Origin of the sequence: Methylobacterium marchantiae, assembly GCF_042679825.1 — a bacterium.
Taxonomy (GTDB): Bacteria; Pseudomonadota; Alphaproteobacteria; order Rhizobiales; family Beijerinckiaceae; genus Methylobacterium; species Methylobacterium marchantiae.
On the sequence record NZ_JBHTND010000002.1, the window covers coordinates 255,450 to 278,984 of the forward strand.

Consider the following 23,535-nt stretch of genomic DNA (forward strand, 5'->3'; position numbering starts at 1 on the left):
TGCAAGCAAGAGGGCAGTGCATGACCGCCGCTTCCGGTAACGCTCGCAGCACACGATTCGCGGCTTCCACGGGCGCGGTGCTTCTGATGCTCTCCGTGACGGGACCGGTTTCGGCCGATCCCGCGCCGCAGCGCTTTTCCGCCACCTATCGCCTCACCTTCCTCAACCTTCCCGTGGGCGAGGCGACCCTCTCCGTCGACCAGTCGGGTGGTCGCTACGGCTATGATCTGAAGGCGGGCCTGCGCGGCCTCGCCGGTGTCTTCTTCGATGGATCGGGGACGGCCTCGGCGTCTGGAGAACGGTCGCGGACCGGGGCGCTCACCGGCACGTTCCGGACCGAAAGCCGATATGGCGGCAAACCGGTCCAGGTCTCGATGAGCTTGTCGGGCGGTCGAGCGCACGGGGAAAGCGTGGAGCCGCCTCCTACCCCGGCGCCCGACCGCATTCCGGTGGCGCCGCAGGACAAGGTCGGCATCGTCGATCCCCTGACCATGCTGGCGATCCCGCTCGGCGCCGCCTCTCTCGACCCCGCTCTGTGTGAGCGGCGCGTCCCGGTCTTCAACGGGGTCGCCCGGGCCGACCTCGTCCTCTCCCGCGGCAAGCTCGCGACGGTGGAAGAGGGGCCCTATCGCGGGCCGGCGCTCGATTGCCGTGTGCGCTGGGTGCCGATCTCCGGCCACCGCGCCCAAGGGACGAGCGTTCGCCGGATGGCCGAGAACGACGACATCCGCGTGCGGTTCGCGCCCGTCCCCGGCGGCGCGGTGCTGCTGCCGCTGACCATCGCGATGGCCACGGGCTGGGGCACGGCCGGGATCGAGGCCACGCAATGGGGACCGAAGACGGAGCCCTCGGGCCGGGCCTCCGTGAAAGTCCACCTGCCCAACGCCCGGTAGGGCGACGGACGCTTCGCGGCTTCTTGCGCCGAACCCCGGCTCACCTTCCGCTGGCGCTCCAGGCGGCCGGGGAAGGTTCGCGAGGACGGCACGTCCTTCCCACCCGCGCCGCCTTTCCCGGGGCCGCGCAGCGGAACCCGGGATCCACGCCGCGCCGCCTGCCCGAAGCCGCGCGATGTCAGGATACATCCTCGTCGGCGAACAGCCCCGTGGGCAGCCCATCCATGCTGCGGGCGTTCTTGGCACGCCGGTAGGCGTCGAGTTCGGCCCCGGTCTTCGACATGGCCCAGCGGTCGAGGGTCGGACGTTCCTCACGGTAGTCGAAGAACGGCACGCCGAAGCCGCAGGAAGTCTGCACGAGGTCGATATGGAGGCGCACCATCTGGCGCGCGCCGGGCGGTTCACACCCGTCGAACGCGTCCGAGAGGAGGCGGGAATAGGCCTCGCCGCCGCGCGCGAGCACTTCGGCGCGCCCGTAGAGCCGCAGGATCGTCGGCGCCCCCTCGAATGCGCAGAACATCACCGTCAGTCGTCCGTCCGCTCGCAGATGCGCGGCGGTCTCGTTGCCGCTTCCGGTACGGTCGAGATAGACGACGGTGTTCGGGTCGATGACCCGGAACGTGTCGGTGCCGCGCGGCGACAGGTTGATCCGCGTACCTTCCGCCGCCGATGCGGTGAAGACGATGTGCTGCCGGGCGATGAAATCGAGATGGCGCTCGTCGAGGGCCGGGAACTGCTTGGCCATGGATGATCCTTCTCGCTGCGCTACGCCGCCTCGGGCCGTCCCGCCATGATCGCGCGCAGGGCCGCCTCGGGCTCGCGATCCAGGATGTTGAGTAGAGTGCGGACGTAGGGTGGGATCATGGTGCGACCCTGTTCCCAGTTCTTGAGGGTCGCCAGAGGTGCGCCGATCACTTCGGCGAAGGTCGCCTGCGTCATGCCGAAGTGCTCGCGAATCATCTGAGGAGGCCGCACGATGGCTGCGCCATCGAGGTAGGACGGATCGTCCGGGTCGACCCCGTCCTCTATCATGTAGCGGCGGATATCCTCTTCGGTGGTCGCGTCCAGTTTGTCGCGATCGACTGTGATGGGACGTTTCAAGGCTTCTTCGAGTGTAATCTTTGCCATTCCGCGCGCTCCTTGCGGTTCGCAGGCCAAGCCGTGATGATCCATCGCGTGTCGTCACGGTCAGTGTAGACAACCGTGACGAAAACCTCGTTCACCTGTCCGATGGCGATCATACGAATCTCTCCGTAATCCTGCCGCGTGTCCGACTTCACGAGTACCGGACCCGCAAAGATCGCCACGGCGTCCGCGAAGTCGATGCCGCGTTCCGTCAGAACCTTGATCTGCTTGCTCGGATCCCAATCGAAATTCATCCGGGCTTCGCGTCTCTCAGAGAACTCCTTTTCCGCCTCTGCAGCCGAAGAGAAAGGGTCTCCGTGGAAATTTCACGAGAGGAATATATACGCTGACAGCGTCCTTTCAGTAAAGGAATCACCTCAGTAAAGGAATCACCGGGTTCCTCGCTACAACGCGCGCTTTCTAGGGCCGCAGGAACCGCCCGACCAATAGCCGCGCCAGGTCGCGCGGCGGCTCGGGGGTCAGCACGGCGAGCTTGTTCGAGGTGGAGAGAGAGGCGAGTCCGTGGAGGCCGGCCCAGAGGGTCGCCACCGCCTGCCGTCTCTCGCCCGCATCGGGGATCAGGGGTTCCAGTACCCCGTCGACCAGGTCCGTCGCCCGCGCAAGAGCGGCGGCGTACCAGTCGGGAAAGGCCGAATCCGGCGCCACGGAATGTTCGAAGACGAGACTCCAGACCTGGGGATCCGAAGCGACGAAGGCGAGATAGGCATCGGCCACCGCCAAGGCGTTGTCGCGTGGGGCGGCGTCGGGACGGATCGCGCCGGTGAGCGCCGCGTGCAGACGTTCCAGGGTGCGGGCGTTGACGCGCATCACTACCGCATCGAGATCGCCGACGCCGTTGTAGATCGAGTTCGGGGCGTAGCCGATCACCGAAGCGAGCCGACGCATCCCGAGGCCGCGGAGGCCCTCCATGCGCACCAGTCCTTCGGCCGCCTTGGTCACCAGGGCGGCGAATTCCTCGCGGTTGTGTTCGCCCCTCGGTCCAGTGCCGCGCCTTGCCGGCTTGGTCGCCTTCGCCAATCCCGTCCCCCCTCGTTCGCGTGCCGTCCGGCACGTCACCGACGCATAGATTGAACGACGTGCAAAATCAACGTTGTGGCGTGCCCGGTCTCGCGCTAAATTTGCACGACGTTCAAAAACGGCAGGCCGCCGAATTTGACGGTTCGTTACCGGGTGGGCAGTCATGGTCCGCCCCGAGGAGACCCCGATGTTCCGTACATTGATGACCACGCGCCGGTTCGCGCCCCTGTTCTGGTGCCAGTTCTTCTCGGCGTTCAACGACAATTTCCTCAAAAACGCCCTGGTCTTCCTGATCCTGTTCAAGGTCTCCGGCGCCGGTGGCGAGGCCGCTCATTCGGGCATCCTGGTGACGCTGGCCGGTGCCGTCTTCATCGGCCCGTTCTTCATCCTGTCGGGACTCGGCGGCGAGCTCGCCGACCGCTACGACAAGGCGCTCATCGCCAAGCGTCTGAAATTCGCGGAGATCTTCGCTGCCGCCGCCGCCGCGATCGGCTTCTTCCTGCATTCCGTGCCGGTGCTGTTCGTGGCGCTCGGCCTGTTCGGTACGGTCGCGGCTCTGTTCGGACCGATCAAGTACGGCATCCTGCCCGACCACCTGAAGCGCAACGAGCTCACTGCGGGCAATGCCCTGGTCGAGGCGGCGACCTTCCTGGCGATCCTGCTCGGTACCATCGTGGCGGGCTTCGCCAGTGCGCTAGGCGGCGATGCCCTCGCCTTCAGTGCCCTGATCATGCTGTTCGCGGTCCTGTGCTGGCTCTCGGCGAGACAGATTCCCTCCACCGGTGAGGCGGCGCCGACGCTCAGGATCGATCCCAACGTCGCCCGTTCCACCGTGGCGCTGCTGCGCGACCTCTACGCCGATACCCGCCTGTGGCGCGGCTCGCTCATCGTCAGCTGGTTCTGGCTGGTGGGTGCGGTGGTGCTCGCCCTCCTGCCGGTGCTGGTGCGCGAGAGCCTTAACGGCTCGGAGACCGTGGTCACCCTGCTGCTCGCGATCTTCTCGGTGGGTATCGCGGTCGGTTCGGCCCTGGCCTCCTGGCTCGCCAGTGGACGCATCGTCCTGCTGCCCACGCCGATCGGCGCCCTGTTCATGGGCCTGTTCGGCCTCGACCTCGCCTGGACCGTCTCGCACCTGCCGCCCGTCTCCGGCGAGGTGATGGGCGCTGGCGCCTTCCTCTCCACCGGGACGGGCCTGCGGGTGGCCGCGGCCTTCGCCGGCCTCGCCATTGCCGGCGGCCTCTACATCGTGCCCTCCTTCGCCGCCGTGCAGGCCTGGACCGACAAGGACAAGCGCGCCCGCGTCATCGGCGCGGTCAATGTGCTCACGGCCGCCTTCATGGTCACCGGGGCGCTGGGCCTCGCCGCCCTGCAGGGGGCGGGCTGGTCCATGGCCTCGCTCCTCACCCTCATCGGCGTGGCCAACCTCGCCGCCGGCGTGATCGTGCTGAAGGTGATGCCGACGAATGCCTTCCGCGACTTCCTCTCGATCCTGTTCCGCGCCTTCTACCGGCTCGAAGTGCGCGGGCTGGAGAACGTGGAGAAGGCCGGCCCCAACGCGATCATCGCCCTCAACCACGTCTCGTTCCTCGATGCGCCGCTCGCCCTCTCGCTGCTGGAGAAGGAACCGGTCTTCGCCATCGATCACGGCATCGCGCAGCGCTGGTGGGTGAAGCCGTTCCTCAGGGTCACCAAGGCGATGCCGCTGGACCCGACCCGGCCGCTGGCCACCCGCACGCTCATCAACGCGGTGAAGAACGGCGAGACCCTGATCATCTTCCCGGAGGGGCGCCTCACCGTCACGGGCAGCCTGATGAAGGTCTATGACGGGGCCGGCCTCATCGCCGACAAGTCCGGCGCCAAGGTCGTGCCGGTGAAGATCGAGGGCCTGGAGAAGACCGCCTTCTCGCGGCTCTCCCGCAATCAGGTCCTGCGCCGCTGGTGGCCGAAGGTCGTCGTCACGGTGATGTCGCCGGTGGCGCTTACCGTCGATCCCGCGCTGAAGGGCAAGAACCGGCGGCGCGCGGCTGGAGCGGCACTCTACGACATCATGTCCGATCTCGTCTTCGACACCGCGTTCATCGACCGCAGCGTGATGAGCGCCCTGATCCAGGCCGGGAACGACCACGGCTGGCGCCGCACGGCGGTGGAGGATCCGGTCACGGGGACGCTCAGCTATTCGCGCCTCGTGATGGGTGCCAACATCCTGGGCCGGAAGCTGATGCCGCTCGCCGGCGAGGGCAAGGCCATCGGGCTGATGCTGCCCAATGCCAACGGCGCGGCGGTGACCTTCTTCGCCCTGGCGAGTGCCGGACGCGTGCCGGCGATGATCAACTTCTCGGCCGGCCCCGCCAACGTCCTGTCGGCTTGCACGGCGGCGCAGGTCGACACCATCCTCACCTCCCGCGCCTTCATCGAGAAGGGCCGCCTCGGCGGCCTGGTCGAGGCGATCCAGGGCAAGGTGAAGCTGGTCTATCTGGAGGACATCCGCGCGAGCGTCAGCGCCATGGACAAGCTCAAGGGGCTGCTCGCCTCCCGCAAACCGCTCGTGGCGCGGCGCGGCGACGATCCGGCGGCGATCCTGTTCACCTCCGGCTCCGAGGGCACGCCCAAGGGCGTGGTGCTCGCCCATCGCTGCATGCTCGCCAACACCGCACAGGTCGCCGCCCGCATCGATTTCGGGCCGAGCGACAAGGTCTTCAACGTCCTGCCGGTGTTCCACGCCTTCGGCCTGACGGCGGGGCTCATCCTGCCCCTGGTCTCAGGTGTGCCGGTCTACCTCTACCCTTCGCCGCTGCATTACCGGATCGTGCCCGAACTCATCTACGGCTCGAACGCCACCGTCCTGTTCGGCACCGACACCTTCCTCTCCGGCTACGCCAAGACCGCTCATTCCTACGACCTGCGCTCGCTCCGCTACGTCGTGGCCGGGGCCGAGGCGGTGAAGCAGGCGACCCGCAAGACCTGGGGCGAGAAGTTCGGCCTGCGCATCCTCGAAGGCTACGGCGTCACCGAATGCGGGCCGGTGGTCGCGCTCAACACCCCGATGTTCAATCGCTTCGGCACGGTCGGCCGGCTCCTGCCGGGGATCGAATCGCGGCTCGAGCCGGTGCCCGGCATCGAGGAAGGCGGCCGCCTGTCGGTGAAGGGTCCGAACGTGATGCTGGGTTATCTCAGGGCCGAGAAGCCGGGCGTGCTGGAGCCGCCGCCGGAGGGCTGGCACGATACCGGCGACATCGTCGCCATCGACGCGGAGGGTTTCGTCACGATCAAGGGCCGCGCCAAGCGTTTCGCCAAGATCGCCGGCGAGATGGTGTCCCTGGCCGGGATCGAGGCGATCGCCGCCGAACTCTGGCCGGACACGCCGAGCGCGGTGGCCGCGGTGCCCGACGCGCGCAAGGGCGAGCGGCTGATCCTGTTCACCGAGCGCAAGGACGCCACCCGCCCGGCCTACCAGACCTTTGCCAAGGGCAAGGGCGCCACCGAGATCGCCATCCCGGCCGAAGTGGTCGTCCTGGACAAGCTGCCGATGCTTGGGACCGGCAAGGTCGATCAGGTCGGTGTGGTCAAGCTGGCGCGCGAGCGTGCGGGCGGCGAGGCGACCGCAGCGGCATAGAGCTAACGAACCCTCTCCCGCTGAGGGGGGAGGGTTTCGAACCCCAGCGCCCTGACCGCCTCGGCCAGCGCGTCCACCTGCGCCTCGGTATGTGCCGCCGAGAAGGCCACCCGCAATCGTGCCGTTCCGGCCGGGACCGTGGGCGGGCGGATGGCGACGACGAGGTAGCCGCGCTCCTCCAGGGCCGCCGACAGAGCGAGCGCCGCTTCCGCCTCGCCGATGAGGATGGGGACGATCGGGCTCTGCGCCTCGGGCAGACCGAGCCGGGCGGTGAAGCGGCGGGCGAGCGCCAGGGGTCGGGCGGCGAAGTCGGGCTCGGCTTCCATGATCTCCAGGGCGGCGAGCGCGGCGGCGGCAGAGGCCGGCGGCAGGCCGGTGGTGTAGACGAAGCTGCGCGCGCGGCTCGTCATCAAGTCGACCACGGCGCGGGACGCGCAGAGATAGCCGCCATAGGAGCCGAGCGCCTTCGACAGGGTGCCCATTTCGAGGGGCGCCCGCGCGTCCTTCCCGATGACGCCGAGGCCGTGGGCGTCGTCCACCAGGGTCCAGGCGTCGTGTGCCTCCGCGAGACACAGAATGTCGGCGATGGGTCCCCGGTCGCCATCCATGCTGAAGACGCGCTCGGTGAGGATCAGCGCATGTTGGTGGCGGGAGCGATACTTGGCCAGCTGCCCTTCGAGATCGCCGAGGTCGTTATGGGCGAACCGCACCACCTTCGCGCCGGAGAGCCGTGCGCCCGCCCAGAGGCAGGAATGGCCGAGCGCGTCCACGAGGATCAGATCGCGCGGGCCCGCGAGCCCGGAGACGATGCCGAGATTGGCGAGATAGCCGCTGCCGAAGACCAGGGCCGCTTCCGTCCCCTTATGGGCGGCGAGGCGCTCTTCCAGGGCGGCGAGGGGCGGGTGGCTGCCGGTGACGAGACGGGAGGCACCGGCCCCCGTCCCGTAAAGGGCGGTCGCGGCCTGAACCGCCGCGATGACGCGCGGATCCTGCGACAGGCCGAGATAGTCGTTGCAGGAAAAGGAGACGAGGCTGCGCCCGTGTCGCGCCGCAACCGAATGCGGACCGCGGACGGTGGGGATGAGGTGCCGGCGCAGGGACGTCTCGCCGAGGCGGACGAGATGATCGCGCGCGAAGGTTTCCAGGCTGCTGGCGCCGGCGCGACCGGAAGGATTGTCGGGGCTGGACATGGAGCTGGGAAGGAGGCTCGTCCCTCCGCGATGTCAAGCGAGCGCCGCGATCACTCGCTGGGACCGGGCTTCTCGATACGATAGAGCGCGAAACGCGAGGAAGCGGCCAGCGGCACGAGCAGACCCGGCATCGGGTTCGGTGCCGAGGGGCCGACCACGTAGAGGTAGTCGAAATCCTTCGTCCAGGCGCGGGTATAGCCCGGCGCCTCGTCGCTGGGCCGGCCCTCGGCCACCTCCCGCAGGATCGCCGTCGGCGTCGGGCCGCCATAGGGGACGGCGAGAGGGCGATAGGCATCGATCACCGTGACCGGCTGTTTGCCGATGGAGGTGAACAGCGTCGGCACGAACGCATCCGCGTAAGCGACGGCCAGCGTCGCCGCGTTGTAGATCGGGTAATCGGCCAGATCGTCGAGGGGCGGGTCCTTGCCGCTGCCGCTATGGCCGACGAGTACGCGCGAGCCCGGCTTCAACTGTTCGAAGGACGTGAGGAGGGCTGCGTACTCGCCCCGATAGATCGCCGCGATGGCGAGCGCGCAGCTCACATTCGCCACGGTCAGGCCGAGGATGGCCGCCCCGGCGATCCGACCCCACGCCCGGCTCGGCGGCGACACCACGATGAAGCCCGGAACGATGAGGAGGGCGGCAACCGTCACGCGCAGATCGACGAAGGCGGTGTCGAACAGGCGTGACGGCAGAACGACGAAGAGACAGGCGAGACCGGCCGCCAGCCAATATCCGGACTGAACCGGACGGAACGCGCCACGCAGAGCGAGCAGGGCGGTGAGGCCGACGAGGATGATCGTCCCGGCGGCAGAGAGCCACAGGTCGTAGCCATTCAGCGTCGCGAAGGCCATGATCAGCTTCGCCTGGCCGTTCCAGGCGGTGCCCTCCTGGCCGACGGAGCCTCCGCTGGCCCTCATGACCCCGAAGGCGAGGAGTGCCGGCAGGGCCAGGGCGAGAAAGCGCAGGACCGTTTCCCGCAGAGGCGGATGCCGGGACCGTGCACGCCACATCTCGTGCATGCCGAGGGTGAAGCCGTAGAGGCCGAGTGCGAACAGGTGGGAGCCGAACAGCAGGGCGACGAACAGCGTGTGACTTGCGAGCCGGAGTGCCCAGCCACGGTCCTGAAGGGTGATCCAGGCGGCGACGCCCCAGAGCGCGAGGCCGAGGGCGAACTGGAAATTCACGAAGCCCCAGGCGAAGGGCACGCTGTAGAGCACCATCAGGGCGAGAAAGCCGCTCACCTGGAAGCGGCGCTTCACCGCGAACTCAATGGCGCAGGCACCGGTCACCGTGAGGATCTGGCTCGCCAGCAGGAACAGGCGGGTCGCGGACTCGACTCCGGTGAGCCGCGCGATACGCGGCACGACGAGATCCATGGCGAGGTTCGGGTAGAACGCCCAGGTCACCCGGTAGAACGGGTGGGAGGCCGGCGTCCCGTCCCGAACCAGGATATGCATGCGGGCGAGATGGTTGGGGTAGTCGACCATCGCCGGGATCGGCATCGCCAGCACCGGCAGCAGGGCGACGGCGAACAGGAGCGCGAAGACCGCGAGAGCCAGCGGAGACGCGCTCCAAAGCCCGGCCGCGTCGATGCTGGATCTCTCGGCAGGCGACACGCGCTCGGCAACCACTGGACGTTCCCGGAACCGGACATCCCCCGCGGAAGGCATCTCGATCGCCTGGAGGGTTGAGGCCGCAGAGGATGCGGCCGGCGGCTTTAAGATCGGGTTAGAGCCTCGGTCCCTTGACCGCCCCGCGCTCCATCCCCATCCCCCATTCCATGATCCCCCATTCCACGTCCGCGCGCGAAACGAACACCCTTTGGCGGCCCTACACCCAGATGAAGTCGGCGGCGCCACCGCTCGAAGCGGTGCGCACCTCGGGTTCGCGCATCGTTCTGGCCGACGGGCGCGAGCTCATCGACGGCATCGCCTCGTGGTGGACGGCGGTCCATGGCTACAACCATCCGCATATCCGCGCGGCCGTGGCGGCTCAGCTCGATACCATGCCGCATGTGATGTTCGGCGGGCTGACCCATGCGCCCGCCGAGCGCCTGGCATCGCGCCTCGCCGCCCTGGCGCCGGGAGACCTCGATCATGTCTTCTTCACCGATTCCGGATCGGTGGCGGTGGAGGTGGCCCTGAAGATGGCCGCGCAGATGTGGCTCAACCGCGGGATCGCCGGACGCAGTCGCTTCCTCGCCTTCCGCGGCGGCTATCACGGCGATACGATGGGGGCGATGTCGATCTGTGACCCGGAGGAGGGCATGCATCGGCGTTTCGGCGCCTATTTGCCGGCTCAGTTGTTCTGCGACCTGCCTACGGACGACGCCACGACTGAGGCCCTCGAACGCGCTTTGTCCGAACACGGCGACACACTCGCCGCAATGATCGTCGAACCGCTGGTCCAGGGCGCGGGCGGCATGGTGATGCACGCGCCAGCGACTCTGGCACGGGTGGCGGAGGCCGCGCGCCGGCACGGTCTGCCCCTCATCGCCGACGAGATCTTCACCGGGTTCGGCCGCACCGGCACTCTGTTCGCCTGCGAGCAGGCCGGGATCGTGCCCGACATCCTGTGCCTGTCCAAGGCACTCACCGGCGGCACCATGGCGCTGGCCGCGACGATGGCGCGGCGTTGCGTCTTCGAAACGTTCCTGTCGGATGATCCGTCGGCGGCGCTGATGCACGGGCCGACCTTCATGGCCAATCCCCTCGCCTGCGCCGCCGCCAATGCCAGCCTCGACCTGTTCGAGACCGAGCCTCGTCTGGAACAGGCGCGGACGATCGAGAACGGCCTGCGGGACGGGCTCGCAGGCCTGCGCGGCCTCGCCGGTGTCGCGGATATCCGTGTCCTGGGAGCCATCGGCGTGGTGCAATTCGACCGTACGCCAGATCTCGCGGCGCTCAAGGCGCGCTTGATCGAGAGCGGCGTCTGGGTTCGCCCCTTCGGCGACATCGTCTACCTGACGCCGGCCCTGACCATCGCACCGGACGATCTCGACCGTCTGTGCGCAGCCGTCACCGTTGCCGTTCGCCAAACGTTGGACCCAAGTCTCGGAGCGTGAAAATCTGGCCGCTCGGCCGCTGCAACCTGAACGGATGTTTATCGTTGGGTCAGGTTGGGTCAAACGGTGAAGGGTGGGCATCGTGGTGAATGAGACGACGCGCTCGGACGACGACAGGCCGGTGATCCTCCTCGTCGAGGATGAGGCCCTGACGATCATGGACCTCGGGGACGTATTGGAGGATGGCGGCTACGAGACGGTGCAATGCGCCTCGGCCGAGAGGGCCCTCGGCATACTCCAGGCCCGGCCGGACATCTGCGGGTTGATCACGGACGTGGAACTGTCAGGCAAGGTCAACGGGTTCGATCTCGCCAATGCGGTGTCGGAAGCGCGTCCGACCCTGCCGATCGTCATCGTTTCGGGTCGTGCCGCTCCGGATCCGGAGCGCATCCCTGCAGGCGCCCGCTTCATCTCGCGTCCCTGCACCGGCGAGGACATCCTTCATCAGATCCAGAGCCTGATGCCCTGCTGAAGACATCCGATCGGGGCGGATGGCAGGCCGGCAAGGTTTCCTTTGCCGGCCGACGTTTTCATCGGGAATCCAGGCCCGCTGTCATCTCAGCTTCACGAGCCGGACGGCACATGCGCGCAAATGGCCGTTTCCGTCCGCCCGGGTCTTTCGGGATCGGAGGAATTCGGCCCTCTGTGAGCGGTGGAGTCGGGCGGCGATGGTTTCGGCTGAAGAACGACTGGCGGTATCGTCCGGCAAGGCCGCATCGTCGGGCAGGACCGACAGGGACAGCGAACAGACGATGGGCAAGTCCGACAAGCGTATCCGCCCTCCGGGTTCGAAGAGCGTCGGCTGGGCCCTGGTCCAGGCCGCGCGGCTCCACCGCTCGCGGGTGGGTGATCGACTCGCTGCCCTCGACCTGTTCGCCGGACAGGAGCAGGTGGTGCAGGCCCTGGCCGTTGCCGGCACCATGACCATGGGCGATCTCGCAGCCACCCTGCGGGTCCGTCCGCCCACCGCGTCGAAGACGATTTCCCGGCTGGCCGCCCTCGGCTTCGTCGAGCGTCGGGCCGAGGCCGGCGACGGCCGCATCGTCCGCGTGCGCCTCACCGATACGGGGCTCGCCAAGGCGGAAGCGATCGAGCGGATCTGGGACGACGTCGAATCGGAGATGCTCGATGGTTTCGACGGCAAGGAGCGCCGCCGTCTGCGCAAGCTCCTGCGCAAGGCGGCTCGCAACCTGGCCGACGTGTCGGGCATGACCGGTCACGAGGTGGATGGGGATTCCGATATCGAGACCGACGAGGACGACGCGGATGCACTGGTCGTCCCGATCCAGGGCGATCGTCTGGTCTGAGCGGGATCAGGTTTTCCGAGCGACCATGACTACGGAGACAGGCTGATAGGGCTCATCTGTCACAGAGTGGCAGCGTTTCAGACTTTTCTGGTCATGCCCGAATGCGCATGTACGGCGCGGTTGCGCTTCGGTGCTCGGGCCTGCTTCCTGCGCGAGACCATGATCGCGAGGCGTCCGGCCAGGCGGTCGATGGCCAGGATGATCGCGCTGACGATGATGGCGAGGGCGCAGACGCTCCCGATCATGATTCCGATGATGCCGGGTGTCGGGATGACCATCAGACATACGAGCCCGAAGAGGGCCGTCAGGGGAACCCACTTAGCCATTGGCATGCCGCCCGATGCAAAAGAACGGGCCGACATTGTCAGGTCGGCATAAAGACAAGCTTAAACGAATGCGCCGCGTTGCGCGCGATGAGCCCGGCCCTCCCGATTATCGGGAAGGCCGGGCCGGTGCCGCCTCAGCGGTGGTGACGGTGGCGATAATGGCGACGCGAGTTCATGCGCGTGCGGTAGGCGCGGCGGCCCGGATCGATCCCGAGGGCGCCGTTGACCGTTCCGACCGCGCCACCGACCGCACCGCCGACGATGCCGCCGATCGGTCCGCCGACGCGATCACCTTCTGCCGCACCGCGACGGACGCCGCCGGGAAGGCCCTGGGCCTCGGCCGCGCCGGATAGCGCGAAGGCGGAAAGAACCAGGGTTGCGGCGAGCAATGCCTTTTTCATGACGGGCTTCCTCTTCTTTTCCTCAGGCACCAGCCGCGTTTCGGCGGCTGGATCGACCTTGGGGCGCTCGGGCCTGCACCGTCCTCGACCGGGCGGCGCACCGTCACGCGTGTCAGATAACGGCCGAGCTTCGAAAAGGTGGCATCGATCGCACAGGGTGATCGCGAGTTAAGGTGAAGGGCAGGATCACGCGGGGACGATGATGGTCCAGCGGCTGCTGGCCTCCGCCGCCCGGCGCTGCTAGAAGCCGGCCATGCGCGTTCATGACGTCCCGCGCGGTCTCGGCCGCCTTCGAATTACGAGCCCGGCCTCCGCCTGAAGGCCGCTGAGGCGGCCCGAGCGGGAGCCGGGAGGGCGGCGCACCGCCTCCGTTCGCCGACATCGGCCCGACGCCGACCGTCTTGAAGATCAGCGCACCGTTTCGCAGAAGACCCCATGACCGATTCGACAGCCACCGACGCCGGCCCGCCCGCCCGCGACTATTCGCAGACCCTGTTCCTGCCGAAGACCGAGTTCCCCATGCGGGCCGGTCTGCCGGTGCGCGAGCCCCTCCTGCTGGAGCGCTGGGCCGCCATCGACCTCTACGGCCAGATCAGGGTGAAGGCCGCGGGCCGGCCGAAATTCGTGCTCCATGACGGACCGCCCTATGCCAACGGCAACATCCATATCGGCACGGCGCTCAATAAGATCCTGAAGGACGTCATCGTCCGCAGCCAGGGCACCCTCGGCTACGACGCCAATTACGTGCCGGGCTGGGACTGCCACGGCCTGCCGATCGAGTGGAAGATCGAGGAGCAGTACCGCGCCAAGGGCCGCAACAAGGACGACGTGCCGGTCATCGAGTTCCGCCAGGAATGCCGGACCTTCGCCGGCCATTGGCTCGACGTGCAGCGGGCCGAGTTCAAGCGGCTGGGCGTCACCGGTGATTGGGAACATCCCTACGCGACCATGGCCTTCCCGGCCGAGGCGGCGATCGCGCGCGAACTCATGACCTTCGCCATGACGGGCCAGCTCTACCGAGGCTCGAAACCGGTGATGTGGTCGGTGGTGGAGAAGACGGCGCTGGCGGAAGCGGAAGTCGAGTACGAGGACCACGTCAGCGACACGATCTTTGCGGCGTTCCGGCCGAAAGCCGGAGCATCCGGCGATCTCGCCGCCGCGCGCGTCGTGATCTGGACCACTACTCCCTGGACGATGCCGGGCAACCGCGCCGTCGCCTATTCGAAGCGCGTGGCTTACGGTCTCTATCGCGTGACCCAGGCGGCCGAGGAGAACTGGGCCAAGACCGGTGACACCTACATCCTGGCCGACACCCTGGCCGCCAGCGTCTTCGCCTCGGCTCGGGTCGAGGCGTTCGAGCGCGTCCGTGACGTGACCGCCGCCGAACTCGCCGGCCTCACTCTCTCGCATCCGCTGGCCGGGCACACCGCTGGCTACGACTTCCAGGTCCCTCTCCTGGAAGGAGACCACGTCACCGACGAGGCCGGCACCGGCTTCGTCCACACAGCGCCGGGCCATGGCCGCGAGGATTTCGAGGTCTGGATGGCCAATGGCCGCGCGCTCGCCCAGCGCGGCATCGAGACCCGTATCCCTTACACCGTCGATGCAGATGGTGCGCTCACCGAGGAGGCGCCCGGTTTCACGGGAAAACTCGTTCTCACCCCCAAGGGCGAGAAGGGCGACGCCAACAAGGCGGTCATCGCGGCGCTCACCGAAGCCGGCACCCTGGTGGCGCGTGGTACGCTCAAGCACAGCTATCCGCATTCCTGGCGCTCGAAGAAGCCGGTGATCTTCCGCAACACGCCGCAATGGTTCATCGCGCTGGACAAGCCGGTGGACTCCCTCGACGGCCGCACCCTGCGCGAAGTGGCCCTCAAGGCCATCGACGACACGCAATGGGTGCCCGCCCAGGGCAAGAACCGCATCAACGGCATGGTCGCCAACCGCCCCGACTGGGTGGTCTCGCGCCAGCGCGCCTGGGGCGTGCCGATCACGGTCTTCGTCAAGCGCGGCACCAGTGAGGTCCTGCGCGACGAGGCGGTGAACGCCCGTATCGCAGCGGCCTTCGCCGCAGAGGGCGCCGACGCTTGGTTCACCGATGCGGACGGAGCCCGCTTCCTCGCGCCCGAATACGACCCGGCGGAGTACGAGAAGGTGACCGACGTCCTCGACGTCTGGTTCGATTCCGGCTCGACCCATGCTTTCGTGCTCGATGATCCGGAGCAGTTCCCGGGCCTGTCCGGCGTGGTGCGCGAGCGCGACGGCGGCCGGGATACGGTGATGTATCTCGAAGGCTCCGACCAGCATCGCGGCTGGTTCCAGTCGTCGCTGCTCGAATCGAGTGGAACCAGGGGGCGCGCGCCCTACGACATCGTCCTCACCCACGGGTTCGTCCTCGACCCCAAGGGGCTGAAGATGTCGAAATCGAAGGGCAACGTCGTGGCGCCGCAGAGCGTCATCAAGGATTCGGGCGCCGACATCCTGCGCCTGTGGGTGGCGGCCTCTGATTATGCCGACGACCTGCGCATCGGCCCGGAGATCATCAAGACCTTTGCCGAGACCTACCGAAAACTGCGCAATTCACTGCGCTGGATGCTCGGTTCTCTGGCACATTTCGAGGCGGGTGAGCGCGTTCCACATGCCGACCTTCCCGAACTCGAACGGCTGATCCTGCATCGGCTCTGCGAACTCGACGGCGAGATCCGCGAGGCCTACGCCACCTTCGACACCAAGCGCGTGGTGGCGCTCCTCAACGGCTTCATGACCGGCGATCTCTCGGCCTTCTACTTCGACGTGAGGAAGGACGCGCTCTACTGCGATCCGATCTCGTCGCAGGTCCGGCGCGCCTCGCTGCAGGTGATCGACGAGACCTTCCGGCGGGTGACGATCTGGCTGGCCCCGGTGCTCGCCTTCACGGCGGAGGAGGCCTGGCTCGACCGCACTCCGTCGGAGGTCGGCTCGGTCCATCTCGAGACCCTGCCCGAGACCCCGTCCTCCTGGCGTAACGCGTCCCTCGCGGAACGCTGGCAGAAGGTCCGCCGGGTCCGCCGCGTCGTCACCGGCGCCCTGGAGATCGAGCGCGCCGCCAAGCGGATCGGCGCGAGCCTCGAAGCGGCACCGACTGTGTTCATCGCCGATGCCGATCTGCTGACGGCGCTGGAAGGAATCGACTTCTCGGAAGTCTGCATCACCTCCGGCATCACGATCGTCGAGGGCGAGGGACCGGAACAGGCCTTCCGCCTCGACGACGTGCGCGGGGTGGCGGTGGTCTCCGGGTCGGCCAAGGGTCGCAAATGCGCCCGGTCGTGGCGAGTCTCCGAGACGGTCGGGTCCGACCCCGATTATCCGGACGTGACGCCGCGCGACGCTCAGGCGCTCCGCGAGTGGGACGCGCTCCACGGTGCGGCGAGCGCGGCGTGAGCGACGGCGGCACGACATCCATCCTCGATCCTCGATCCTGGGTGTCGCACAAGCGGTCTCGGAGGAGGGCTCCGGCACCTAATGATGAGGTTGCCGTCGGGATCGTCGTGCCGGGAGTTGCGGCCCGATGACTCCCTTCCGCCTCGGATGGCTCATCCTCCTGACCACCCTCGTCCTCGATCAGGCCTCCAAGCTCTCGCTGTATTTCGGCACCGATCTGGTGCTGACCCAGCCCTGGCACCTGACTTCCTTCGCGGATTTCGTCGTCGTCTGGAACCGCGGCATCTCCTACGGGCTGTTCCAGCAGGACGGCGGTCTCGGCCGCTGGATCCTGGTGGCGGTCTCGGTCGCGGCCTCCGCCGGCATGATCCTGTGGATGCGCCGGGCCTCGTCGAAGCTGCTCGCCGCCGCCCTCGGACTCATCGCGGGCGGGGCGATCGGCAATGCCATCGACCGCGCGGCCTACGGCGCGGTGTTCGATTTCGTGCACCTGCATGCGGGTGCATGGTCCTGGTACGTGTTCAACATCGCCGATGCGGCCATCGTCGCCGGCGTGGTCGGCCTTCTCATCGACAGCCTGATTCCCATCCGACGGTCCCGCGACGAGGCTCCATCGGCCGGCGCCTGAGGAACTCCGCGGTTGTGATGTGTAAACCACAGTGCGGATCGTTGTGCCCGCGAGGCTGGTGCGCTGCTGTCAAGGCGCCATACGATCGCCTGAAACCGCCGTCAGGCCAGAAGCGCAGGATCGGCATCGACCAATAAGGGCCGGCACGGTCCGGGCATGCGCGACTTCGAGCCAGCGCAATTTGGGGGCAGCATGATCGGGCATCGCGGGTTCATCCTCGGCCTAACCGGACTCCTCGCAGCCAGTGGTGCGCAGGCGCAGCAGGGCGTCTTCATGCGCGACACCTTGAGCAGCATCGGGCTCATTGAGCCCGAGAAGCCGACGATCACCTATCGTGAGCGGGCTCCCCTGGTGATGCCGCCCAAGCTCGACGGCAAGGCCCTTCCGCAGCCGCGTGCCGCGACGGCCTCGCCACAATGGCCCAAGGACCCCGAGATCGCCCAGCGCGAGCGCGAGATCGCCGACGCGAAGAAGCCGATTTCCCGCGGCACGCAGGGTCGCATGAACGACAACAACATGACGCTCTCCATCGACGAGATGCGTGGCGGCCGACGCGCCGATGCGAGTGTGCGCACCGAGCCGGGCCGGCCCGAGAGCGATGGCGCCTCGTCGTCGATCTGGAACCCCTTCGACATCTTCGGCAAGCGCGAGGACAAGGCCGAGCCCGTCCTGGCCGAGCCCGATCGCGACACGCTCACCGACCCGCCGAACGGATACCGCAAGGCTCCGAAGGCGGTCGCTCGAAACAACAGCGATCCGATCAACAATCCCTCGCGCGAGCGTGAGGAAGCCGATCCGGGTGCGTATATCCGAGGCCGCTAGAGTATTGCCCCAGATACCGTATCCGGCACGATGCTCTGGAGGCTGGTTTCGTCGCGATGACCTTCGGCGAGGCCAGACATCGAGCATCAGCCGGCATCGTCGGACGAGATGATCGCCGGAACAGCTTCGCGGACAGGCTCGTCCTTCGCGAAAGATCACACCGCGCCGTCGAGTCCGGCGCATCAGATCGGTGCGAGACGGGCACCGGTACGGGATTTGCCCTGATCTCCGTTTTCGGGATCGTGGCATGTCGAGAAACGCGCAAAGGGCATTGCGCTCATGACGGTCGGTCAGAAATGGCCGACGTATCAAGGAAAAGACGATGCATCTGCTGCGGAAGGATACGCCCGGGTTCTCGCTCAACCGTCGATATTCCCATGCGGGCCGGGCCGAGGCTGCGCCGTTCGGCCGGTCCGAGGCGGGTGGCCCCGAAGTCTCCGCCTTCGCCCTCGATAACGGCCTCGACGTCGTCGTGGTGCCCGATCACCGCGCCCCGGTGGTGACGCATATGGTGTGGTACCGCAACGGCTCGGCCGATGATCCGACGGGCCAGTCCGGCATCGCGCATTTCCTCGAACACCTGATGTTCAAGGGCACGGAGAAGCATCCGGTCGGCGCCTTCTCGCAGGCCGTCTCCGGCCTCGGCGGCCAGGAGAACGCCTTCACCTCCTACGACTACACCGCCTATTTCCAGCGCGTCGCCCGCGATCACCTCAAGACCATGATGGCGTTCGAGGCCGACCGCATGACCGGCCTCGTCCTCGAGGATTCGGTGGTGGCGCCCGAGCGCGACGTGGTGCTGGAAGAGCGCCGCATGCGGGTGGAGACCGATCCCTCGGCCCAGCTCTCGGAGGCCATGGCTGCCTCGCTGTTCGTGCATCACCCCTACGGCACGCCGATCATCGGCTGGATGCACGAGATCGAGGATCTCAACCGCACCCATGCCCTCGATTACTACAACCGCTTCTATACGCCGGAGAACGCCATCCTGGTGGTCGCCGGCGACGTGACGCCCGACGAGGTCCGGCGGCTCGCCGACGACACTTACGGCCTCGTCGCGCCGCGCGGCGCCCGGCCGGTGCGGGTGCGTGCCAAGGAGCCCGAGCCTCGGGCCCTGCGCCGGCTCAGTGTCGCCGACCCGAAGGTGGAGCAGCCGACGCTGCAGCGCCTCTACCTCACCCCGTCCTGCATGACGGCCCGCGACGGCGAGTGCCACGCCCTCGAACTCCTGGCCGAGGTGATGGGGGGCGGCTCGACCTCGTTCCTCTACCGCAAGCTGGTGATGGAACTCGGCATCGCGGTGAATGCCGGTGCCTGGTACATGGGCTCGGCCATCGACGACACTCGCTTCTCGGTCTACGCGATCCCCGCCGAGGGCGTCAGCCTGGAGAAGCTCGAAGAGGAGGTCGACCGCGTCCTGCGGCGCGTGCCCTCCGAGGCGCTCGGTTCGGAGGCGCTCGAGCGGGCCAAGACCCGGCTCGTGGCCGAGACGGTCTATTCCTCCGACAGTCAGTCGTCGCTGGCCCGCATCTACGGTTCGGCCCTCGCCATCGGCGAATCCATCGAGGAGGTCCGTCGCTGGCCCTCCGACATCGAGGGCGTGACCCAGGCTCGGCTCGCCGCCGTTGCCGAGCGCTACCTGATCCCCTCCCGGTCCGTCACCGGATACCTGACCAAGACGCGCGATCCCGACGCCGCGGCTGCGTGAGGCGAGCCTCACGCACGATCCCGCTGATCCCGGCCCGCGCCGCCAGAAGAAGAATGAGGTTCCCATGACCTTCGCCGAAGCCAATCTGGTCGATACCGCCAGCCGCAGCGCCAACGCGCCGACCCTGGCCCTTCCGGTGACGACCGCCGCGGGCATCGAGGCCTGGCACGTGGAATCACCCGTGGTGCCGATGATCGCCCTGGCCTTCACCTTCGAGGGTGGAGCCGCGCAGGATCCCGAGGGCAAGGGCGGCGTCGCGCAGATGCTGGCACGCCTCCTCGACGAAGGCGCGGGCGACCTCTCCTCCGACGCCTTCCAGGAGCGTCTCGCCGCGCGCGCCATCGAACTGTCGTTCCATGCTGGCGCCGACGCGGTCGGCGGCTCTCTCAAGATGCTGGTCAGGCACGCGGACGAGGCGATCGACCTCCTCGCGCTGGCGCTGGCGAAGCCACGCTTCGACCCCGACGCCATCGAGCGGGTTCGGGCCCAGACCCTGGCCGGCCTGCGTTACCAGCAGAACGATCCGGGCGTCATGGCCTCGCGCCGCTTCTTCGCCGAGGCCTATGCCGGCCATCCATACGCCCGGCCCTCTTCGGGCACGCCGGAGAGCATCGCTGCCATCACCCGCGACGACCTCGTGGCGATGCACAAGCTGATCATCGGTCGCGGCGGCCTGAAGGTCGCCGCCGTCGGCGCCATCGATGCCGAGCGCCTCGCGGATGCCCTCAACCGGGCCTTCGGCACGCTGGACGAGGCCGGCCCGTTGAAAGCGCTTCCGCAGACTCGGGTCGGCCAGCTCGGCCGTCGCGTCGTCGTCGATATCGACGTGCCCCAGTCGGTCCTTCGCTTCGGCATGGGCGGCGTGCCTTGGAAGGACCCGGACTTCATCCCGGCCTACGTGCTGAATCACATCCTCGGTGGCGGTTCCTTCACCTCGCGCCTGTTCCAGGAAGTGCGCGAGAAGCGCGGACTGGCCTATTCGGTGGGCACTTCCCTCGTGAGCCACCGCGCCAGCGCCATGACCTGGGGCTACACGGCCACCAAGAACGAGCGGGTCGGCGAGGCCCTCTCCGTGATCGGCGACGAGATCGGCCGCCTCATCAGCGACGGTCCCTCCGACGAAGAACTGCAGAAGGCCAAGGACTACCTCACCGGCTCCTACGCGCTCGGCTTCGACACCTCGACCAAGATCGCTCATCAGCTCGTGCAGATCGCCTTCGAGGGCCTCGGCATGGACTATTTCGGCCGCCGCAACGACATGGTGGCGAACGTGACCCAGGCTGACATCCGCCGCGCCGGCGCCCGCACCTTCGCTGACGGCAAGATGCTGGTGGTCGCCGCAGGCCGGCCGACGGATTTCCTGTAGAATTCGGACGCTTCGCGGCTTTTCTCGCTGGGCCCCGGATCGAGTTCCGCTTCGCTCCACCCGTCCGGGGAAGGAGCGCCCCGACGCCGGATTTGTCTGATCCCGCCATCGTCGGCACGACCGTTGCCAGGACCGACGACGTCCTGCATTCAGGAAAGGTGACGGCCTCTATGGCTTCGGAGAGAGCGGGAATGAGAAGCGTCGTTCGAATTCTGCCGGGTCTTGCACTCGGTCTCATGGCCGGTCCCGCCCTCGCCCATACCGGGCAGGGCGATGCATCGGGCCTCGCCCATGGGTTCCTGCACCCGCTGACCGGTCTCGACCACATGCTCGCCATGGTGGCGGTGGGGCTCGTCGCCGCCCAGGTCGGCGGCCGGGCCATTTTCCTCGTCCCGCTCTCGTTCGTCGGCATGATGGTGGTGGGCGGCGCTCTCGGCGTCTCCGGCGTGGCGCTCCCGCATGTGGAGACCGCCATCGCCTTGTCCGTGGCCGTGCTCGGCGCCGCCGTCGCCCTGCGCCTGACTATGCCGGTCGCGGCGGCCATGGCCCTCGTGGGCGTCTTCGCGGTCTTCCACGGCCATGCCCACGGCGCCGAGATGCCGGAGGCGGTTTCCGGCCTCGCCTATGGTGCCGGCTTCGTCGCGGCCACCGCTTTGCTCCATGCCGCGGGGCTCGGCCTCGGCCTCGGCATGGGCCGCCTCGACGGGACGAAGGGGCGTCCCGCCCTGCGCATGGCGGGTGCGGCCTTCGCCGCCGCCGGCCTCGGTCTCCTGGCGGGCGTCGTCTAGAGTTTCCCGGCCAGGGCCTCGGCCTCGGCACGACCGCGCTCGCGGGATTCGCTGTCGAGATCCGCGCCCATCAGTCCCTTCTCCACGGCGATCTGGTGGATGTCGGTGATGCCGACCATGCGCAGCCACGTCGCCATGTAGCTCGATTGGTGGTCGTAGATCTCGGCCGGGAAATCCTCGCCGATGGCGACGCCGCGGGCGTTGATCACCACCGCCGTGGATGTCAGCATCCCGTTCTGGCCGCGCTCGTCGAAGGTGAACAGCAGGTCCTTCTGCGAGACCAGATCGAACAGGTGCTTGAGCTTGTAGGGGATCGTGTAGTTCCACATCGGCACCGCGAACAGGATCAGGTCGGCGGCGTGAAATCTCTCGGCCAGGGCGCGGATCGCGACCCAGGCCTCCTCCTGCGCCGGACTCAGAGCCTCCCCTGCCAGCGCCGCATACTTGCCGGCCAGCGCCTCGCCATCGAAGTCCGGAAGCGGCGTGTTCCACACGTCGAGAACGTCCACCGTGCCGTCGTCGTGCCGAGCGCCCCAGGCATCGAGGAAGGCATGGGCCACCTCGATCGAGGCGGAACGCTCCTTGCGCGGCGAGGCTTCGACATAGAGCAGATGGGGCATGCAGGAGACCTTTGGTTAAGAGGACGGAACACGAAGGATGTATCGCGCGACGCGCTTCGGCCCAGGGGCAGAGATCTTCCGGCCGAGGATGAAGCCTCCCATCGTATTCCGTGGCCGGACGATCCATCTCAGCACAAATCATCCTTCGCAGGACATGCCGATGCAGCTCACCGGACTTCATCATCTCACCGCCATCACCGCGCGGGCCGCCGACAACGCTGCCTTCTACACGCGGGTTCTCGGCATGAGGCTCGTGAAGAAGACGGTGAACCAGGACGACGTCTCGGCCTATCACCTGTTCTATGCCGACGGCATCGCCGCGCCCGGCACCGACATGACCTTCTTCGATTGGCCCGCCGCCCTCGAGCGTCGCGGCACCAACAGCATCGTCCGGACGGGCTTTCGCGTCTCCGGCGAAGGCACGATCGCGTGGTGGTGCGAGCATCTCGCCCGCCACGGCGTGGCGCATCGGGAGCCGGTCCTGCGCGACGGTCGCCTGACCCTCGATTTCGAGGATGGCGAGGGCCAGCGCCTGATGCTGGTGGACGACGGGGGGGCCGGCGAGGCCCATCCGTGGTCCGGCAGTCCGGTCCCGGCCGAACGGCAGATCAGGGGCCTGGGGCCGATCCGCCTCAGCCTCGCACGGATCGAGGCGACGGAAGCCGTGCTCGCCGAGGTGCTCGGCATGAGCCATGTCCGGAGCTACGAACTGCCGAAGGGCGAGGTTCGCGTCTGGCAGATGGGCGAGGGCGGAGCGGGAGCCGAGCTTCACCTCGTCGCCGAACCCGATTCGCCTCCCGCACGACAGGGGGCCGGTGCCGTGCACCACGTGGCGTTCCATATCCCCGATGCGGATTACGCAGACTGGGCCGACAGGCTGAAACAGCGCCGCATGCCCTCCAGCGGGCCCGTGGACCGCTACTACTTCCGCAGCCTCTACTTCCGCGAGCCCAACGGCATCCTGTTCGAGATCGCCACCGACGGTCCCGGCTTCACCGCCGACGAGCCTCTGGAGACCTTGGGCGAGCGCCTGTCCCTGCCTCCCTTCCTGGAGGGCCGTCGCGCCGAGATCGAAGCGGGGCTGAAGCCGCTGTGAACGCCCTGTTCACGTATTAAGAGCGATTCCAGACAGTTGGCGGTTTCGCTACCTGCGCGCCTGCTATGCCTTGACGGGCGTGCCGCAGGTGCGAAAAGACCCGGCTGAAGGCTGAGATTCGCAAGCG

At 67.7% G+C, this 23,535-nt stretch carries 21 protein-coding genes; 12 read left to right on the plus strand and 9 right to left on the minus strand.

Annotated elements, in window-relative coordinates; translation table 11 throughout:
- Positions 1 to 20: 20 nt before the first annotated feature.
- Positions 21 to 893, plus strand: coding sequence for a DUF3108 domain-containing protein (locus ACFQ4G_RS02675; protein ID WP_238205146.1), 873 nt, complete (start codon positions 21 to 23; stop codon positions 891 to 893).
- Between the two features lie 178 nt (positions 894 to 1,071).
- On the opposite strand, the gene ACFQ4G_RS02680 is transcribed toward ACFQ4G_RS02675, so the two are convergent.
- The 4 genes from ACFQ4G_RS02680 to ACFQ4G_RS02695 form a co-directional block, all read right to left on the minus strand.
- Positions 1,072 to 1,638, minus strand: coding sequence for a pyridoxamine 5'-phosphate oxidase family protein (locus ACFQ4G_RS02680; RefSeq protein ID WP_238205144.1), 567 nt, complete (start codon positions 1,636 to 1,638; stop codon positions 1,072 to 1,074).
- Positions 1,639 to 1,658: 20 nt separating this feature from the next.
- A complete protein-coding gene (locus ACFQ4G_RS02685) occupies positions 1,659 to 2,021 on the minus strand; it encodes a helix-turn-helix domain-containing protein (RefSeq protein ID WP_238205142.1) in 363 nt (120 codons plus the stop codon).
- Positions 1,991 to 2,272, minus strand: a complete 282-nt coding sequence (locus tag ACFQ4G_RS02690; protein ID WP_238205140.1) for a BrnT family toxin — start codon at positions 2,270 to 2,272, stop codon at positions 1,991 to 1,993. Before ACFQ4G_RS02690 ends, ACFQ4G_RS02685 begins: the two co-directional genes overlap by 31 nt.
- Before the next feature lie 166 nt (positions 2,273 to 2,438).
- Positions 2,439 to 3,056: a TetR/AcrR family transcriptional regulator gene (locus tag ACFQ4G_RS02695; protein ID WP_238205138.1), complete on the minus strand. Its 618-nt coding sequence runs from the start codon at positions 3,054 to 3,056 to the stop codon at positions 2,439 to 2,441.
- A gap of 187 nt (positions 3,057 to 3,243) precedes the next feature.
- Between ACFQ4G_RS02695 and ACFQ4G_RS02700 the strand changes: the two genes are divergently transcribed.
- Positions 3,244 to 6,669, plus strand: a complete 3,426-nt coding sequence (locus ACFQ4G_RS02700; protein WP_238205136.1) for an acyl-[ACP]--phospholipid O-acyltransferase — start codon at positions 3,244 to 3,246, stop codon at positions 6,667 to 6,669.
- A 2-nt stretch (positions 6,670 to 6,671) separates the two neighbouring features.
- Here ACFQ4G_RS02700 and ACFQ4G_RS02705 read toward each other — a convergent pair whose 3' ends face one another.
- Together ACFQ4G_RS02705 and ACFQ4G_RS02710 are read right to left on the minus strand one after the other, a co-directional pair.
- Positions 6,672 to 7,859, minus strand: a complete 1,188-nt coding sequence (locus ACFQ4G_RS02705; protein WP_238205134.1) for an aminotransferase class I/II-fold pyridoxal phosphate-dependent enzyme — start codon at positions 7,857 to 7,859, stop codon at positions 6,672 to 6,674.
- Between the two features lie 50 nt (positions 7,860 to 7,909).
- The gene (locus tag ACFQ4G_RS02710) at positions 7,910 to 9,493 is read right to left on the minus strand and encodes a hypothetical protein (protein WP_379039640.1); all 1,584 of its coding nucleotides are present in this window, start codon (positions 9,491 to 9,493) and stop codon (positions 7,910 to 7,912) included.
- Between the two features lie 149 nt (positions 9,494 to 9,642).
- Here ACFQ4G_RS02710 and ACFQ4G_RS02715 point away from each other — a divergent pair, with 149 nt between their 5' ends.
- From ACFQ4G_RS02715 to ACFQ4G_RS02725, 3 genes are all read left to right on the plus strand, one after another.
- Complete coding sequence (locus ACFQ4G_RS02715) at positions 9,643 to 10,926, plus strand: adenosylmethionine--8-amino-7-oxononanoate transaminase (RefSeq protein WP_379039656.1); 1,284 nt, start codon at positions 9,643 to 9,645, stop codon at positions 10,924 to 10,926.
- 82 nt (positions 10,927 to 11,008) lie between these two features.
- Complete coding sequence (locus ACFQ4G_RS02720) at positions 11,009 to 11,398, plus strand: response regulator (RefSeq protein WP_026597410.1); 390 nt, start codon at positions 11,009 to 11,011, stop codon at positions 11,396 to 11,398.
- Positions 11,399 to 11,594: 196 nt separating this feature from the next.
- Entirely contained in the window at positions 11,595 to 12,233 is a 639-nt protein-coding gene (locus ACFQ4G_RS02725; protein WP_238205132.1) for a MarR family winged helix-turn-helix transcriptional regulator, read from the plus strand.
- A 77-nt stretch (positions 12,234 to 12,310) separates the two neighbouring features.
- On the opposite strand, the gene ACFQ4G_RS02730 is transcribed toward ACFQ4G_RS02725, so the two are convergent.
- The gene (locus ACFQ4G_RS02730) at positions 12,311 to 12,511 is read right to left on the minus strand and encodes a hypothetical protein (protein ID WP_238205131.1); all 201 of its coding nucleotides are present in this window, start codon (positions 12,509 to 12,511) and stop codon (positions 12,311 to 12,313) included.
- A 182-nt stretch (positions 12,512 to 12,693) separates the two neighbouring features.
- Complete coding sequence (locus tag ACFQ4G_RS02735) at positions 12,694 to 12,960, minus strand: hypothetical protein (protein WP_018045876.1); 267 nt, start codon at positions 12,958 to 12,960, stop codon at positions 12,694 to 12,696.
- A 435-nt stretch (positions 12,961 to 13,395) separates the two neighbouring features.
- Here ACFQ4G_RS02735 and ileS point away from each other — a divergent pair, with 435 nt between their 5' ends.
- The 6 genes from ileS (at position 13,396) to ACFQ4G_RS02765 (ending at position 21,692) form a co-directional block, all read left to right on the plus strand.
- Positions 13,396 to 16,380 (plus strand): isoleucine--tRNA ligase, encoded by a 2,985-nt coding sequence (gene ileS / locus ACFQ4G_RS02740; protein WP_238205130.1) that lies wholly within the window; start codon positions 13,396 to 13,398, stop codon positions 16,378 to 16,380.
- Between the two features lie 127 nt (positions 16,381 to 16,507).
- Entirely contained in the window at positions 16,508 to 17,008 is a 501-nt protein-coding gene (gene lspA / locus ACFQ4G_RS02745; protein ID WP_238205122.1) for a signal peptidase II, read from the plus strand.
- A gap of 192 nt (positions 17,009 to 17,200) precedes the next feature.
- A complete protein-coding gene (locus ACFQ4G_RS02750; RefSeq protein ID WP_238205120.1) occupies positions 17,201 to 17,830 on the plus strand; it encodes a hypothetical protein in 630 nt (209 codons plus the stop codon).
- 322 nt (positions 17,831 to 18,152) lie between these two features.
- Complete coding sequence (locus ACFQ4G_RS02755; RefSeq protein WP_238205118.1) at positions 18,153 to 19,538, plus strand: M16 family metallopeptidase; 1,386 nt, start codon at positions 18,153 to 18,155, stop codon at positions 19,536 to 19,538.
- A 64-nt stretch (positions 19,539 to 19,602) separates the two neighbouring features.
- The gene (locus ACFQ4G_RS02760; protein ID WP_238205116.1) at positions 19,603 to 20,904 is read left to right on the plus strand and encodes a M16 family metallopeptidase; all 1,302 of its coding nucleotides are present in this window, start codon (positions 19,603 to 19,605) and stop codon (positions 20,902 to 20,904) included.
- A 191-nt stretch (positions 20,905 to 21,095) separates the two neighbouring features.
- The gene (locus ACFQ4G_RS02765) at positions 21,096 to 21,692 is read left to right on the plus strand and encodes a HupE/UreJ family protein (protein WP_238205115.1); all 597 of its coding nucleotides are present in this window, start codon (positions 21,096 to 21,098) and stop codon (positions 21,690 to 21,692) included.
- Here the strand turns inward: ACFQ4G_RS02765 and ACFQ4G_RS02770 are convergent.
- Entirely contained in the window at positions 21,689 to 22,312 is a 624-nt protein-coding gene (locus ACFQ4G_RS02770; RefSeq protein WP_238205114.1) for an FMN-dependent NADH-azoreductase, read from the minus strand. The two genes, ACFQ4G_RS02765 and ACFQ4G_RS02770, sit on opposite strands and share 4 nt — an antisense overlap.
- 160 nt (positions 22,313 to 22,472) lie before the next feature.
- On the opposite strand from ACFQ4G_RS02770, the gene ACFQ4G_RS02775 reads away from it, so the two are divergent.
- Positions 22,473 to 23,408: a ring-cleaving dioxygenase gene (locus tag ACFQ4G_RS02775; protein ID WP_238205107.1), complete on the plus strand. Its 936-nt coding sequence runs from the start codon at positions 22,473 to 22,475 to the stop codon at positions 23,406 to 23,408.
- Positions 23,409 to 23,535 lie beyond the last annotated feature (127 nt).

Coding starts and splice junctions, on each gene's coding strand:
- ACFQ4G_RS02680 (WP_238205144.1), bottom strand. CDS start 1,638: ATGGCCAAGCAGTTCCCGGCCCTCGACGAGCGCCATCTCGATTTCATC.
- ACFQ4G_RS02770 (WP_238205114.1), bottom strand. CDS start 22,312: ATGCCCCATCTGCTCTATGTCGAAGCCTCGCCGCGCAAGGAGCGTTCC.
- ACFQ4G_RS02760 (WP_238205116.1), top strand. CDS start 19,603: ATGACCTTCGCCGAAGCCAATCTGGTCGATACCGCCAGCCGCAGCGCC.
- lspA (WP_238205122.1), top strand. CDS start 16,508: ATGACTCCCTTCCGCCTCGGATGGCTCATCCTCCTGACCACCCTCGTC.
- ACFQ4G_RS02725 (WP_238205132.1), top strand. CDS start 11,595: ATGGTTTCGGCTGAAGAACGACTGGCGGTATCGTCCGGCAAGGCCGCA.
- ACFQ4G_RS02700 (WP_238205136.1), top strand. CDS start 3,244: ATGTTCCGTACATTGATGACCACGCGCCGGTTCGCGCCCCTGTTCTGG.
- ACFQ4G_RS02715 (WP_379039656.1), top strand. CDS start 9,643: ATGATCCCCCATTCCACGTCCGCGCGCGAAACGAACACCCTTTGGCGG.
- ACFQ4G_RS02685 (WP_238205142.1), bottom strand. CDS start 2,021: ATGGCAAAGATTACACTCGAAGAAGCCTTGAAACGTCCCATCACAGTC.
- ACFQ4G_RS02730 (WP_238205131.1), bottom strand. CDS start 12,511: ATGGTCATCCCGACACCCGGCATCATCGGAATCATGATCGGGAGCGTC.
- ACFQ4G_RS02750 (WP_238205120.1), top strand. CDS start 17,201: ATGATCGGGCATCGCGGGTTCATCCTCGGCCTAACCGGACTCCTCGCA.
- ACFQ4G_RS02735 (WP_018045876.1), bottom strand. CDS start 12,960: ATGAAAAAGGCATTGCTCGCCGCAACCCTGGTTCTTTCCGCCTTCGCG.
- ACFQ4G_RS02690 (WP_238205140.1), bottom strand. CDS start 2,272: ATGAATTTCGATTGGGATCCGAGCAAGCAGATCAAGGTTCTGACGGAA.
- ACFQ4G_RS02755 (WP_238205118.1), top strand. CDS start 18,153: ATGCATCTGCTGCGGAAGGATACGCCCGGGTTCTCGCTCAACCGTCGA.
- ACFQ4G_RS02775 (WP_238205107.1), top strand. CDS start 22,473: ATGCAGCTCACCGGACTTCATCATCTCACCGCCATCACCGCGCGGGCC.
- ACFQ4G_RS02705 (WP_238205134.1), bottom strand. CDS start 7,859: ATGTCCAGCCCCGACAATCCTTCCGGTCGCGCCGGCGCCAGCAGCCTG.
- ACFQ4G_RS02675 (WP_238205146.1), top strand. CDS start 21: ATGACCGCCGCTTCCGGTAACGCTCGCAGCACACGATTCGCGGCTTCC.
- ACFQ4G_RS02765 (WP_238205115.1), top strand. CDS start 21,096: ATGAGAAGCGTCGTTCGAATTCTGCCGGGTCTTGCACTCGGTCTCATG.
- ileS (WP_238205130.1), top strand. CDS start 13,396: ATGACCGATTCGACAGCCACCGACGCCGGCCCGCCCGCCCGCGACTAT.